Source organism: Sapientia aquatica (genome assembly GCF_004358105.1).
In the GTDB taxonomy this organism is placed as follows: domain Bacteria; phylum Pseudomonadota; class Gammaproteobacteria; order Burkholderiales; family Burkholderiaceae_D; genus Solimicrobium; species Solimicrobium aquaticum.
On sequence record NZ_SMYL01000001.1, the window covers coordinates 585,326 to 599,202 of the forward strand.

At 47.2% G+C, this 13,877-nt stretch carries 14 protein-coding genes; 7 read left to right on the forward strand and 7 right to left on the reverse strand.

Annotation, left to right across the window (positions count from 1 at the left end; genetic code table 11):
• Nucleotides 1-12 precede the first annotated feature (12 nt).
• Nucleotides 13-261 (reverse strand): hypothetical protein, encoded by a 249-nt coding sequence (locus tag E2I14_RS02700; protein ID WP_133325149.1) that lies wholly within the window; start codon nucleotides 259-261, stop codon nucleotides 13-15.
• Nucleotides 262-310: 49 nt separating this feature from the next.
• On the opposite strand from E2I14_RS02700, the gene phaC reads away from it, so the two are divergent.
• The 3 genes from phaC (at nucleotide 311) to phaR (ending at nucleotide 3,763) form a co-directional block, all read left to right on the forward strand.
• Nucleotides 311-2,098, forward strand: coding sequence for a class I poly(R)-hydroxyalkanoic acid synthase (gene phaC / locus E2I14_RS02705; RefSeq protein WP_133325151.1), 1,788 nt, complete (start codon nucleotides 311-313; stop codon nucleotides 2,096-2,098).
• A 46-nt stretch (nucleotides 2,099-2,144) separates the two neighbouring features.
• On the forward strand, nucleotides 2,145-2,885 hold the full coding sequence (locus tag E2I14_RS02710) for a 3-ketoacyl-ACP reductase (RefSeq protein WP_133325153.1): 741 nt from the start codon (nucleotides 2,145-2,147) through the stop codon (nucleotides 2,883-2,885).
• 323 nt (nucleotides 2,886-3,208) lie between these two features.
• Nucleotides 3,209-3,763: a polyhydroxyalkanoate synthesis repressor PhaR gene (gene phaR / locus E2I14_RS02715; RefSeq protein WP_133325155.1), complete on the forward strand. Its 555-nt coding sequence runs from the start codon at nucleotides 3,209-3,211 to the stop codon at nucleotides 3,761-3,763.
• Between the two features lie 115 nt (nucleotides 3,764-3,878).
• Here phaR and E2I14_RS02720 read toward each other — a convergent pair whose 3' ends face one another.
• The 3 genes from E2I14_RS02720 to E2I14_RS02730 form a co-directional block, all read right to left on the reverse strand.
• Nucleotides 3,879-4,625, reverse strand: a complete 747-nt coding sequence (locus tag E2I14_RS02720) for a LytR/AlgR family response regulator transcription factor (protein ID WP_133325157.1) — start codon at nucleotides 4,623-4,625, stop codon at nucleotides 3,879-3,881.
• A 156-nt stretch (nucleotides 4,626-4,781) separates the two neighbouring features.
• Complete coding sequence (locus tag E2I14_RS02725) at nucleotides 4,782-6,119, reverse strand: sensor histidine kinase (protein WP_133325159.1); 1,338 nt, start codon at nucleotides 6,117-6,119, stop codon at nucleotides 4,782-4,784.
• A gap of 71 nt (nucleotides 6,120-6,190) precedes the next feature.
• Nucleotides 6,191-6,442 (reverse strand): hypothetical protein, encoded by a 252-nt coding sequence (locus E2I14_RS02730; protein WP_133325161.1) that lies wholly within the window; start codon nucleotides 6,440-6,442, stop codon nucleotides 6,191-6,193.
• A 343-nt stretch (nucleotides 6,443-6,785) separates the two neighbouring features.
• On the opposite strand from E2I14_RS02730, the gene E2I14_RS02735 reads away from it, so the two are divergent.
• A complete protein-coding gene (locus tag E2I14_RS02735) occupies nucleotides 6,786-7,547 on the forward strand; it encodes a hypothetical protein (protein ID WP_133325164.1) in 762 nt (253 codons plus the stop codon).
• Nucleotides 7,548-7,667: 120 nt separating this feature from the next.
• Here the strand turns inward: E2I14_RS02735 and recJ are convergent, their stop codons facing one another.
• Together recJ and E2I14_RS02745 are read right to left on the reverse strand one after the other, a co-directional pair.
• Nucleotides 7,668-9,392 carry a single-stranded-DNA-specific exonuclease RecJ gene (gene recJ / locus E2I14_RS02740; RefSeq protein WP_227544563.1) on the reverse strand — a complete coding sequence of 575 codons (1,725 nt, stop codon included), beginning with the start codon at nucleotides 9,390-9,392 and terminating at the stop codon, nucleotides 7,668-7,670.
• Between the two features lie 9 nt (nucleotides 9,393-9,401).
• Nucleotides 9,402-10,397, reverse strand: coding sequence for a hypothetical protein (locus E2I14_RS02745; RefSeq protein ID WP_133325166.1), 996 nt, complete (start codon nucleotides 10,395-10,397; stop codon nucleotides 9,402-9,404).
• Nucleotides 10,398-10,442: 45 nt separating this feature from the next.
• Between E2I14_RS02745 and E2I14_RS02750 the strand changes: the two genes are divergently transcribed.
• From E2I14_RS02750 to E2I14_RS02760, 3 genes are all read left to right on the forward strand, one after another.
• The gene (locus E2I14_RS02750; protein ID WP_227544564.1) at nucleotides 10,443-11,705 is read left to right on the forward strand and encodes a lipoprotein-releasing ABC transporter permease subunit; all 1,263 of its coding nucleotides are present in this window, start codon (nucleotides 10,443-10,445) and stop codon (nucleotides 11,703-11,705) included.
• On the forward strand, nucleotides 11,698-12,417 hold the full coding sequence (gene lolD, locus E2I14_RS02755) for a lipoprotein-releasing ABC transporter ATP-binding protein LolD (RefSeq protein WP_133325170.1): 720 nt from the start codon (nucleotides 11,698-11,700) through the stop codon (nucleotides 12,415-12,417). The genes E2I14_RS02750 and lolD overlap by 8 nt, the downstream gene beginning before the upstream one ends.
• A gap of 166 nt (nucleotides 12,418-12,583) precedes the next feature.
• Nucleotides 12,584-13,342, forward strand: a complete 759-nt coding sequence (locus E2I14_RS02760; RefSeq protein WP_133325171.1) for a GNAT family N-acetyltransferase — start codon at nucleotides 12,584-12,586, stop codon at nucleotides 13,340-13,342.
• Nucleotides 13,343-13,403: 61 nt separating this feature from the next.
• On the opposite strand, the gene E2I14_RS02765 is transcribed toward E2I14_RS02760, so the two are convergent.
• Nucleotides 13,404-13,877: a SixA phosphatase family protein gene (locus tag E2I14_RS02765; protein WP_133325173.1), complete on the reverse strand. Its 474-nt coding sequence runs from the start codon at nucleotides 13,875-13,877 to the stop codon at nucleotides 13,404-13,406.

Genomic DNA, 13,877 nt, shown 5'->3' on the forward strand with positions numbered 1-13,877 from the left:
TATTGTTGAATTTTATGGTTCCATTTTTTCCACAGTTTTGGTACTGTCGTGTTGTGGACTTTTTAAATCAATATCATGCGGTGCAGCATTTTTGCTTGGTGTAGCGTTAGAGCGCTTGCCTCGGGTCAGATACCAAAGTAGTCCCAATGGAATAGCGCAATACATGGTAAATGTCATGATGCCCGCGGTGATACTTGATTCAAAAATCGCCATCATTAAGACAACGTAAATCCAACCCAAAGCAATGATGTGCATGAACATGAAAAGCAAAGCCTTTAAAAAGTGTGTTTAAAGTTTAAACAGGAAGCGCATGAATACTTTTGAACCTGAAGCATTAGTTGCAGCAATGATGTCCCAGCTTAAAAACCAACCACAGTGGCAAGCGTGGACAGCCTCAAATAATAGCATGCCAGGCATTCCAGGCGCATTCCCATTCCCCAGCCTGAATTCGTTTCCTAGCTCAGCGAGCATTGCCGACACAATGTCTGAGCAAATTACTGAAGTACTCAATCAGCTCGGCGGCACAATTGATCCTCAAGATATGACCCGGCTGCAGCAAGAATATATCGCCAAGCTTACCGCGCTATGGCAAGACATGCTGCAATCCAAACCAGTAGCCTTGGAGGATCGCCGTTTTAAAGCGCCCGAATGGCATAACTCCTCGATTCACGCCTACACTGCCGCTTCGTATTTGTTGAACGCTGAGTATCTGACTTCGCTAGCAGAAGCCGTTCAAGCTCCGAAGAAAATCAAACAAAAAATTCAATTTTCGGTCGCGCAAATCGCTGACGCCTTGTCCCCGGCTAATTTCCTTGCGATGAACCCAGAAGCGCAGGGCAAAGTTATCGCAAGCCATGGTGAAAGTTTGACCAAAGGCATGGTCAACATGCTAAGCGATATGCAAAAAGGTCGGATTTCACAGTCGGATGAAAGTGCTTTTGACGTCGGACAAAATGTCGCCACAACCGAAGGCAAAGTCATTTTTGAAAACGAGCTAATTCAATTAATCCAATATAAGCCGCTCAGCAGCACCGTGCATCAGCGCCCATTGCTGATTGTGCCACCTTGTATCAACAAGTTTTATATCTTGGATTTACAGCCCGATAATTCATTGGTGCGCTATGCGCTAGAGCAGGGCAACACGGTCTTCTTAATTTCGTGGATTAATCCAGATGCTACCTTGGCACACGTTAATTGGGACGATTACGTCCAGAACGGTGTAATTGAAGCGATTCGCGTGGCGCAAGCCATTTCTGGTCAAGAAAAAATCAATACATTTGGCTTCTGTGTTGGCGGCACTTTATTGTCAACCGCATTAGCAGTTTTGGCTGCGCGTGGTGAACAACCAGCCGCCAGTTTGACTTTGCTGACTACTTTGCTGGATTTCGAAGATAGCGGAATTCTCGACGTTTTCGTCGATGAAATACAAGTTGAAATGCGTGAAAAAACAATTGGGCAACATGGCTTGATGTCTGGCCGCGATTTGGGAAGTGCTTTTTCAAGTTTGCGTCCCAATGATTTAGTTTGGAATTACGTCCAGTCCAATTATCTAAAAGGCGAAGAACCACCTGCATTTGATCTGCTGTATTGGAATGGTGACGGCACAAATTTGCCCGGCCCAATGTTTTGCTGGTACTTACGTAACACCTACTTAGAAAATAATTTGAAACAGGCCGGCAAGCTTTTGGTGGCTGGGGAAAAAGTTGATCTGGGTAAAATTGATGCCCCCGTCTTTATCTACGGTTCGCGCGAAGACCATATTGTTCCTTGGACGTCGGCCTACGCATCGATGGCATTATTAAATCCAAAAAAGCAAAGTCGTAACCGTTTCGTTTTGGGGGCTTCTGGTCACATTGCCGGCGTTATTAATCCGCCGGCAAAGATGAAGCGCAATTATTGGTTTAACTCGAGCGCGGCTAAAACGGCGCAGCAATGGTTCGACGGCGCCGAGTCACGCCCGGGTAGTTGGTGGCCTGAGTGGAGTGCATTTTTAGCCGAACATGGCGGAAAAAAAGTCAAAGCTCCAACCAAGTTTGGCAACACGAAATATAAGGTCATCGAATCAGCGCCAGGGCGCTACGTAAAAGTTTCTTGCTGAATTAACTCAGTCTTGAATATCTCGCAAAACTAAAAAGGAGAGCAAAATGAAAAAACGCATTGCATATGTAACTGGTGGTATGGGCGGAATCGGTTCAGCAATTACCAAGCGGCTGTGTAAAGATGGCTTTACCGTCGTTGCTGGATGCGGGCCAAATTCAATGCGTAAAGATTCATGGTTAAAATCCATGCGCGAAGAAGGTTTTGACGTACACGCCTCGGAAGGTAATGTGTCGGACTGGAATTCAACCAAAGAGGCGTTTGAAAAAGTGCGTGCAGAAATCGGCGAGATCGACGTATTGGTCAACAACGCGGGTATCACGCGCGATGGTCAGTTCCGCAAGATGTCACGCGAAGATTGGGATGCTGTCATCAATACGAATTTGAATTCGTTGTTCAATGTAACTAAGCAAGTGATTGACGGTATGGTCGAGCGCGGTTGGGGTCGTATCATCAATATTTCTTCGGTTAATGGTCAAAAAGGCCAGTTTGGTCAAACCAATTATTCGACTGCTAAAGCAGGTTTGCACGGTTTTTCAATGGCGTTAGCGCAGGAAGTCGCGACAAAAGGTGTGACTGTCAATACCGTTTCTCCAGGCTATGTAGGCACTGACATGGTTAAGGCGATTCGCCCTGATGTGTTAGAAAAAATTGTTGCTGGTATTCCGGTTAAGCGTTTAGCAGAGCCAGATGAAATTGCTTCCATCGTTGCTTGGATTGCCTCCGATGAAGGTGGTTATGCAACCGGTTCTGACTTTTCAATTAATGGCGGCTTGCACATGGGCTAAGTCGCATTGTGTTGAGATTGAGGGAGTAATACCGCGGTAATACTCCCTTTTTCTTGCGTGACACGCAGTCTTAGTTGTTATTTTTAAAATTTAATTTTGTAAATCAGTTGTTCTAAAGTTGCACTGCGGTAAAATAATCGCGATAAATGGATAAGCATTGTTATAATTCCCAGACAGTAAATGCAAAAAAAATTAACAGTTGTCGTACGCAATAACGTTAATTAATAAGTACAAAACGAGACACGGATCAATCCAAGGTCGATTTTGATTAACCAACTTTTCTTCTGTCTTGTTAAGACAGTGAAAAAATCATTGGAATAACCATGAGCAGCGCAAAAAAATCTACCGAGCACTTAATTAAGAAATACCCTAATCGACGTTTATACGACACGCAGACGAGCACGTACATCACTTTGTCCGACGTAAAACAATTAGTGATGGATAGCGACAATTTCCAAGTTGTTGATGCTAAAACGAACGAAGACTTAACCCGCAGCATTTTGCTACAAATTATTTTGGATGAAGAAGCCGGCGGATCGCCGATGTTTTCGAGCGAAGTGTTATCGCAAATCATTCGCTACTACGGTCATGCCATGCAAGGCATGATGGGCAATTATTTAGAAAAAAATATCCAAGCTTTTATCGATATCCAACACAAACTGGCGGAGAATTCGTTGGCAAGCTATGACGGTAAACCGTTTAGCCCAGAAATGTGGACGCAGTTTATGAATATCCAAGGCCCGATGATGCAAGGCATGATGGGTAACTACATTGAGCAAAGTAAAAACTTGTTCGTGCAGATGCAAGAACAGATGCAGAATAAAGCGCTAGGGATATTTACCGCATTCCCGTTTGGAACAGAAAATAAACCGAAATAACAATATCTAAGCGGCACCCAAAATCTGCATAAAAAAAGCGATGTTAGCAACATCGCTTTTTTTTATTTCGGTAAGAAAATTAAATCACCTGGTATTGCTCGGCCATCAGCGCGGCTTACATTTGTTTGAATAAATGTACGTAGCTGCGACTGACTTCTAACTTCTCGGTTAATCCTTTAATTTGCACTAAATGGCGACCACGCATATCGCGGATCACGCCGTCGATCGCCTTGGCGTTGACTAACGTTGAACGATGAATTTGCCAAAATAGCGCTGGATCCAGCTCTTCGACTAATTCGCGCACTGGCTTTCGAATTAACGCTTCCACGGTCTTCGTTTGAACCCGTGTGTATTTCTCGTCCGATTGAAAAAACAGGATTTCTTCTACCGGAAATAAACGCAATTCCTGTCCAATCGAGGCTTGTATCCATTGCAAATAGCTGGGCTTGTGCGCGATCTGCTTGCTCAGTTGTTCGATCAAGCTGCTCATGTCGTTCGGAGTTTGACTAATTCTTTTCTTGAGCCGCTGCACCGTCAAGCTAAGGCGATCTAAGTCGGCAGGTTTCAAGACATAATCAATCGCGCCGTGTTCGAAGGCCTCGACCGCGTACTGATCATAGGCGGTGATGAAAACAATATGCGCCTGCCCAGCAATGGCTTGAGCAGCTTCAAGCCCCGTTTTACCCGGCATACGAATATCTAAAAATGCAAAATCCGGTTTGTGCTGATTGACCAACTCAACCGCTTCCTCACCATTTTTGGCCTGCGCCAAAATCGTTAATTCTGGCCATGCTTGTTGGAGGCGCAAAATCAGTTGATCGCGCATGAGTCGTTCGTCGTCGGCAATGATGGCGGTTGGCATGAGCTAAAGTTGTCGGTTGTTAAATTGGGTTAAATTGTATTTTAGTTTTGTTGTTAAGCAATAATTTTTTCGAAAAAAATAGAGCATATTTCTATGCTCTATCCAAAGTACAACAGTACCTACCGGGAAACTTGATCTTAATTACTGAATTTGCGGTTAAACCTTCGCCACTTGATACGGAATTTCTATCGTTACCGCGACACCACTTGGATGGTTGGGGGTAATGATGAACTGGCAGTTGCCTTGATAAAACAGCGCTAAACGTTCACGAATATTTTGTAATCCCAATCCTGTGCCGTTACTAGGAACTGCGCCAAATCCAAGTCCGTTGTCACTCACGCAAACACGCAGCTTATTGTTAGCAACTTCGGCAGTGATGCTTACTTGCCCGCCTTCGGCTTTGGGTTCCAAGCCATGTTTGATGGAATTCTCTACCAAGGTTTGCAGCATCATGGTTGGGAAGGTGGCTGAATTCAGTCCTTCGGGAATCGAGATTGAAAACTCTAAGCGTTCTTCCATGCGCATCTTCAGCAGGGTTAAATACTCTTTCACAATCGCGACTTCACGGCCCAAATTGGTGTTGCTGGTGTTCTCACGCACTTGGGGAATCACTGCCCGCAAGTACTGAATCAAACTGCGTTGCATGGCCGAAGCGCGTGGTGGATCCGTTTCAATCAAGTGTTCAACCGAGGCCAAGGTGTTGAATAAAAAGTGCGGTTCAATTTGAGCCTGCATCATTTGCATCTTGGCTTCGGCGACTTGCCGATGCAGCGCTTGTTTTTCAGCGTCTTCTTTGGCCGCTTCGGCCAAAATTTCTGCTCGACGTTTGCCGCCCATTAAGGCTTTAATCCCGAACAAGCTGACCAAAGAAATCATGATTAAGCTCATAAGCCAATCGGTTTTCTCTTTACGATAGCTGGTGACTTCTTGTTCGCTCGCGTCGGCTACTGCTTCGTCAATAGCATTGCTGATGTCTTCGCTTACACCGGGTGGCAGACGCACATTGATTTCGTCGTCGCTCGGTGTAGTGCCATGTTTATTGGCGGATGCGTCGTCGGTGGCGTCTTGCGCTGATTTCTTCGCCTCTTTCATGCTCCTCGATGCTTGCGCCAATGCTTCTGAAGCTGTTTTTAAATCATTCGGTAGCGCTGGCACGCTTGGCGGTGCAGGCGGAGCTGGAGGCGTTAATTCGGGTAATTTTTTGTTCTTCCTGATATTGATACCGGAATCATTGATCTCGATTTGCGTGTCGCGGTTGGTGATGCGTTTGCCGCCGGGCGTGCTGGCTGATTTGGAAATGACAATTTTTTGTTCTTGGGTGGAAATCAGGCTTTGGGTAATCCCGCCAACAATCATGACGACGATGGCGAACAAGAAAAACTTCATCCACGATAAATCGGTGACCCAAATGGTGACCGCGTTAAAAAAACGTTTTAAGTTGTTAATCAAGCTGGTGAGGAATTCGCTGATTAGTATAAAAATTGGCTGTTTCATGATGTCCACCTTAGGTGATCTTGTTTGTTGTTATGGTGTGTAAAGCGTGTGTCATTTACTTTTTAAGTCGCTCATTTTACGGCAATGAGCGTTCTATTTTGCTTAATTACAGGGCCTGCTGTTTGCGCAAATTCAATGTCGTAGCGCAGCTTTTCTGCATCTGTCATGCGTTTTCCAACCACGACAACTTGGGCAACCTTGGTTTGTGGCCGCGTCAATGCTGAATAGGCATCGACATGCTGATCTAAAGTACTGGTGGTGAAGGCGGTAGCAAAAAGGGTGGTCACTGCAACGAGCGCAAGTGCTTGGCTAAATCGTTTCATGATGTTCTCCCGTTAAAGGCTGTTTTGATGGTGTCACTGTAATCAAGTGCTCCATGCCGTGTCATAGGAATGCGACAGTCTGCAAAAAAATGGGGATGAGCTGCTTTTTTTGATCGGGATTGGCACTGGGTAAGGCATGAATTGTGTTGTTGCCGGGGCGAAGTGACACATCAATCCTCAAGTTCGGTTGCTGCGTGGACTGGCCTGGGAGGGGCTGGTGAGTTTGTAGTCGAGTCGGACTGCTTATTTACCCTCATTGAAGCGACGAAAAATTAATAAAAATGACATAAAAAATAGCAATTACTATAAAATTATTTTTTTATTAATTTAAATGGAGGTGGTGATGAAAGCGACTGGATTTATGGCTGCTTTGAGTGTGTTATTACTGTTATCGGCCTGTGGCGGTGGCGGGGGAGATTCCTCCGCTAATCAGCCACCAAGCAGGGAAAGCGCCGCCGGTCTTTGGACCGGCTCAACTAACTCTGGCGCCGATATTGCATCGTTAATTTTGGAGGATGGGACTTTTTATAATTTCTATAGTGCCCCTGGTTCTAACAGCATTTATGGGGTGATTGTCGGTAATGGCGTTACTTCAAAAGGTACGTTTTATTCTACCAATGCAATCGATGTGAATTTTGCTGGCTATGGAGCGGCGCAGGCCACTGTTTCCGCTAACTTTTCCGCTAAACGCTCATTGAGCGGTACAGTTAATTATTCCGCCAGTCAAAAAGTCGGATTTACCAGTACCTATAATTATGCGTACGAGGCTAGACCCACATTAGCGGCTATTGCTGGTTCATACAAAGGGGCGGTAGCAACAGTGGAAGGAGAATATATTGATACCAGCAGCACTAATTTGATTATCGGTCCGGACGGTTCGGTCAATGGCGGCGGATACGGTTGCAGTGTGTATGGCTCAGCAGCGCCGCACAGCTCCGGTAATGTCTATCAGGTATCAATTTCGTATATGGGAGCGTCTTGTCCAATTGGTGTGGGAAAAATGTTTGGGCATGCTTTTTTCGACTCCAGTCGCAAGATTTTCTATTCGGTCGCAATAAACTCCGGTCGAAGCGCTGGATTGGTGTTTGTCGGTAATAAGCAATGAGCGCACTACTTGATTAAACGTAGGACTAAAAAACCCGCCAGTCAGCGGGTTTTTAATTTGTGCGATGCTGCTTTTCAGTCTGTTGATTCTAACCAAGGGTTGATATGGTCAAGTAAGCACCTAGTTATCAAGCCCCTCAATATGTTCAACCAGTAATTGAACCCGAGTAACGCCGTTATATTCATTGGCGTCGAGTCTAAATGCCACTTTCACTCTCGCCGGTAAATTATCGGTATGCCCAAACCAAATCGCGTCGTAACGTTGGCCGTTTTTTTCTAGCATCAATTTGAGATGACGCTCTTTTAAAACGCGCTGCGAAATCAATCGGAATTCGTCGCTAAACGTTGGGGCAGGGAAGCCTTGGCCCCAGACTTGTTGTTCTAAAAGATGGATAAAATCCACCGTGTAGTAATTATCTTCAAGAATTCCATCGGTTTCTACGATGCGTTCTAGCTGAGCCGGCTCTAACAAATGTTTGCCGACTTGTTCAAACGCCGCTTGAAAGGTAGCTAAATCGTTAGCGCCAATAGTCAAGCCAGCCGCCATCGCGTGACCGCCAAATTTGTGAATCAGACCGGGAACATGCTTAGACACCAGGTCGAGCGCGTCGCGTAAATGGAATCCGGGGATGGAACGGCCAGAGCCTTTGATCACGCCATCGCCGCCGGGCGCGAAGGTGATGGTGGGGCGATAGAACTTGTCTTTTAAACGCGAAGCGACAATGCCGATAACGCCCTGATGCCAGCTTTCATCGAACACGCACAGAGTAGTGCTGTCTTGCGCTTCAAACTGATCGAGCAGCAACAGTGCCGCATCTTGCATTTCAGCTTCTTTGGCGCGGCGTTCTAGATTGAGATTATTTAATTGCTGCGCGATGTCCCAAGCGCGGCCTTCGTCATCCGTTGTTAAACACTCGATCCCGATTTTCATGTCGTCCATGCGACCGGCAGCATTAAGTCGTGGGCCAACGGCGAAACCTAAATCAAACGGAGTTGCTGTATTCGGATTGCGGCCCGCAACGCGAAATAGCGCGGCGACGCCGGCATGCATTTTTCCGGCGCGCATACGTTTTAAACCTTGAGCAACCAAAATTCGGTTGTTGGCGTCCAGCTTGACCACGTCAGCTACCGTGCCTAATGCCACCAGATCAAGCAAGGTATCCAATTTAGGTTGGTTGCTCACATCAAAGACCCCGCGATTGCGTAATTCGGCGCGCAAAGCGAGCAACACGTAAAACATCACGCCGACGCCAGCTAGATTTTTACTTGGGAAGCCGCACTCCGGTTGGTTGGGATTGACGATCACGCGTGCATCCGGCAAGGTGGCGGCCGGTAAGTGATGGTCGGTCACCACCACGTCAATGCCGCGCTTATTGGCTTCGGCCACGCCTTCGATACTAGCGATGCCGTTATCGACGGTGACGATAATGTCGGGCGAAGTAGTGCGCTGAGTGAGTTCAACGATTTCTGGAGTTAAGCCGTAGCCGTATTCAAAACGATTCGGCACGATGTAATCGACCTGCGCGCCGAGCATGCGAAGTCCGCGTAAGCCAACCGCGCAGGCAGTAGCGCCATCGCAATCGTAATCGGCCACAATCACCATTTTCTTGTTGGCTGCAATCGCATCGGCTAAATACGCTGCGGCAGCATCAATGTGCAAGAGTTGTTTGGGCGAGATTAATGCGTTTAATTCGGAAGACAATTCGCTTAACTTTGTCACACCGCGTGCGGTATATAAGCGCGCCAAAACGGGATGCACACCTTGTTGACGCAGCATTTCGGATTCGCGAAATAAGCTCGGGCGGGTGCGGATTTGACTGGTTTTGGCTGCTAGATTATTGCTCATGGATAGACGTTAAATTGGCGTGATAAGTGGTTTTAAAGACGGGCTACGCCAGAACTGACGCAGGGCAGAGCGCGATAGTTCTAGACGCATCAACGCGCTACTGTGGCTTAAATACAGGTCACATTGTTTTAGCTGACCAGATTTCAGCGCTTGCGCGAGTGGCTTCAACCAGTTTTTTTCCAGCTCTATCAGTTGCGCGGCCCACGTGCTCCAGTCGCCGGCTAAAGCGGATTCGCTGAGCTGATCCAATACCAATAGTTGTGGCGCTTGAATGAATTGTTCAATACTTGTTGGCTTGCTCGCTGCGGCATTAGTTGGATTTGGAATAAACCCTGTGCCGATTTGTGTGCCGCACCAAAGCCAAGCACCGTTGACCGGCTTTTCGCGCTGCATAGCGCGCTGTTCTTGTACCGGATGGATAAACCATTCCATCTGAATTTCGTTCTGCAATTTGCGCCAAGCCAGTTCCTTGCTGCCTTTGGCAGACCAGATTTCAATATTGTGCCCGCACGCTGCATCGGGCGACGCGGTGACAAAATCCGACCAATCATCGGCACGTAAGAACCAGGTTGACGGCGATCCATATACCAGTTCAATTCCCACCTCAGCACACAGTGTCTGCGCTTTATTGAATAACTGCTGTGCGTCTGGCTCGGATAAATTCAGTTGGCGTTGGTCGGTTAGTACTAGATGATTGCTGGCGATGTGCAAATGAATCGGATTAAAGATAAACCAATACCCCGCGGGCAGACGAACGCCTAATTGTGATGCTAACTGCAATAATTGGCTTGGCTGTCTTTGCTCGATGGCGTGCTTACTAAGCCAATCTTCGTGCGGTAACAAGGGCGAGAAATCATCAAAGCGGGTGATTTTTCGGGATTTATTTCTTGCTAGTAGCAAGGCTAAACCGTCCGCACCTGTTTCGGACGCCAACATCTTGACCAAGTCTTTGGCATGTTCGGCAGGGGGAAGGCTAAAGGGGATAAGAATTTGTGGATGACTCATGGCGTTATTATATGGCACACTGCGGGCTGTTCTCAGGAGGCAACATTGAAATTTCTTACTAAACTGCCTTACGAATGGCAGATAGGCTTACGTTATACACGCGCTGGGCGGCGCAGTGGACGCAATAGTTTTATTTCATTTATTTCATTAATTTCCATGGCCGGTATCGGTTTGGGTGTCGCGGCGCTCATTATTGTTCTGTCAGTCATGAACGGATTCCAAAAAGAAGTACGCGACCGCATGTTGTCGGTAGTGTCGCACATCGAGATCAGCGATGCTGGCGGTGTGATGACCGAATGGCAAACGACGGCACGCGAAGCATTGCTCAACCAGCATGTCAAAGCGGCAGCTCCGTATGTGGATGGCCAAGCGCTAATTATTAATGACAATATGCGCGGCGTGGTGGTGCGCGGCATCTCGCCCGAGCAGGAGCCTTCGGTATCAGATGTGGTCAGCAAAATTAAACGCGGCAGCTTGTCCAGCTTACAACCCGGCGAATTCAACGTGGTGATTGGCAAAGATTTAGCACAAGCGCTCGACGTAAATCTGGGCGACAAAATCACCTTGGCCGTGCCGCAAGGTCAAATGACACCCGCCGGATTTGCACCGCGCTTAAAGCCGTTCACCGTAACCGGTATTTTTGAAGCGGGTCATTATGAATACGATGTGGGCGTTGTATTTATCGAGTTAAGCGACGCAGAAAAATTATTTCGCCTAAATGGGCCGACCGGCGTGCGCTTGCGGGTGGACGACTTATTACAAGCGCCGCAAATCGCGCAACAATTATCGACAACGTTGAGCGGCGCATTAATGTTGCGCGACTGGTCGCAGCAAAATCGTAATTATTTTTCGGCCGTTAAAACGGAAAAACGCATGATGTTCATTATCTTGACGCTCATCATCGCCGTGGCCGCATTTAATCTGGTATCCACCCTGGTGATGACTGTGCGCGACAAGCAAGCCGATATTGCTATTCTGCGTACCTTGGGATCTTCGCCAAATTCAATTATGAAAATTTTCATGTTACAAGGCTCAATGGTTGGCACCTTGGGAACTTTGTTGGGAGTGGGGTTTGGTGTGCTTATTGCGCTCAATATCCCGCAAATCGTGAGCTTTATTGAGCATTTGTTTGGCGTGCAGTTTTTGGACAAAGGCGTGTATTTCATCACCAGCGTTCCATCGGATTTGCATTGGGATGATGTGGCCTACATCGGCGGCATGGCGTTTTTGTTTGCTTTGCTGTCCACCATTTATCCAAGCTGGCGTGCAGCTCGCGTAAAGCCTGCGGAGGCGCTGCGTTATGAATAATCACATCAATAGTAATTCTATGAATCAAGAATCCGAGATCGTATTGGAGTGCGCTAACTTAGCCAAAACTTACGGTGATGGCGCCTTCGCGGTTCCGGTGTTGTCTGGCGTTAATTTGCAGGTTAAGCGTGGCGAGCGCGTTGCAATTGTCGGCGCCTCGGGAACCGGTAAATCATCTCTGCTGCATGTACTTGGTGGATTGGATACGCCCACCGACGGTTGGGTTAAATTATTGGGGCACGATTTCTCACGCATGTCGGAATTGGAGCGCGGTAATTTGCGCAATGTGGCCTTGGGTTTTGTGTACCAGTTTCATCATTTATTGCCTGAATTTTCCGCCCTAGATAATGTCGCGATGCCCTTATTAATTCGTCGTATGCCGAATAAATTGGCGCAAGAACAAGCAAAATTAATGTTGGAACATGTCGGTCTGGGACATCGTATTACCCACGTTCCCGGCGAATTATCGGGTGGCGAACGTCAGCGCGTTGCTTTGGCGCGTGCCTTGGTTAGCAAACCTGCGTGCGTTTTAGCGGATGAGCCAACCGGCAATCTCGATAGGCAAAATGCGCAACACATTTTCGATTCGATGTTGGCCTTGGCGCGTGATTCTGGCACGGCTTTTGTAATTGTCACGCATGACATGGATTTGGCGGCGCGTTGTGATCGGATCCTGAAATTGACGCCCAAAGGATTAGAACCGCTGCAATAAAGTGTTAATTCTTCAGCAAACAAGGCGCGGCTATTCGCGCCTTTTTTATTGTTAAATCCAAATTTTCGCAAAAATGGCAATTTGTCATAATTTGGAAATACAGCCGTCATTAACTTGAAGTATTCGCTCGGTAGTCTATGCAGGTCTAATTTAATAAAACGTGACTATGCGCCTACTTACCTCGACCTCAGAACAAAACACCAGTTTTTCAAAATTAACGCTTAGCCTCGCCAGCACGCCCGAAGAAGTGCGGGAAGTGCAACGTTTGCGTTATAAAGTTTTTATCGAAACGATGGGTTTGTCGGCCCTTGAGAATTCCGAAGGTTTGGATAAAGACGAGTTCGATGATTATTGCGACCACCTCATCGTACGCGATACGAAGACACTAAAGATTGTGGGAACCTATCGCGTTCTAGGGCCACATTCGGCGCGCAAGATCGGTCGTTATTATTCCGAAGCCGAATTCGATTTATCCCGTTTTGCCCATATCCGCGATCAAATCGCTGAAGCAGGCCGTGCGTGCATTCATCCTGATTACCGCAGCGGCGCAGTGATTATGTTGTTGTGGGCTGGTTTAGCGGCATTTATGCGCCGTGAACAATGCAATTATTTAGTCGGTTGCGCTTCAATTAGCTTGGCCGATGGCGGTATGAATGCCAATGCGATTTTTAATAATTTGAAGCCAGAAGATTTTGCGCCTATCGATTACCGCGTAACACCTTTATTACCGTTCCCATTGAGTGGCGATGACGACGCGAGCTTTAACCAAAGCGTGCCGCCTTTACTCAAAGGTTACTTGCGCGCAGGTGCTTGGGTGTGCGGTGAGCCGGCTTGGGATCCTGATTTCCATTGCGCTGATTTGTTCTTGTTGCTGCCATTAGAAAACTTAGACGGCCGTTATTCGCGCCATTATCTAAAAGACTAAACAACAAAAAAGCCAGTAATCTTTCAACGGATTACTGGCTTTTTTTATTGACTTGTCCGGTCTATTTCACGATCAGTTCGGGCGTCATAATCGCTTTTAAAAATGTCGCCGGATTGTCTTCACTTTCTTTCTGACTAATCCACCAAACGTTCCCTTTGCGTATCGAGCAATGTTGATAGCTCGGAATCAGTCTCGTCACGACTTCGCCCAAATGCGGCTGGTGGCCAATGATTAACACCGGCTCTTTACTGTGTGGCCAATTGCAGGCTGCCAAAATATCGTCGGCGGTGCTTTCGGTTCCGACTTCGGGAACGATCTTATATTTGCGTCCCAAAGCGTTGGCGGTTTGAATGGTGCGCTGGCTAGGGCTCACCAAAATTTTGGTTGTATCTGGCAGAACGCTGCCCAACCACAGCGCCATTTTCGCTGCCTGTTTATGGCCTTTGGTGGTGAGCTTGCGTTCGCCATCAGTTTTGCTTGGCAACTCTTCACTGAGCATTTCGGCTTGCGCGTGACGCCATAAAATCAGATCCAT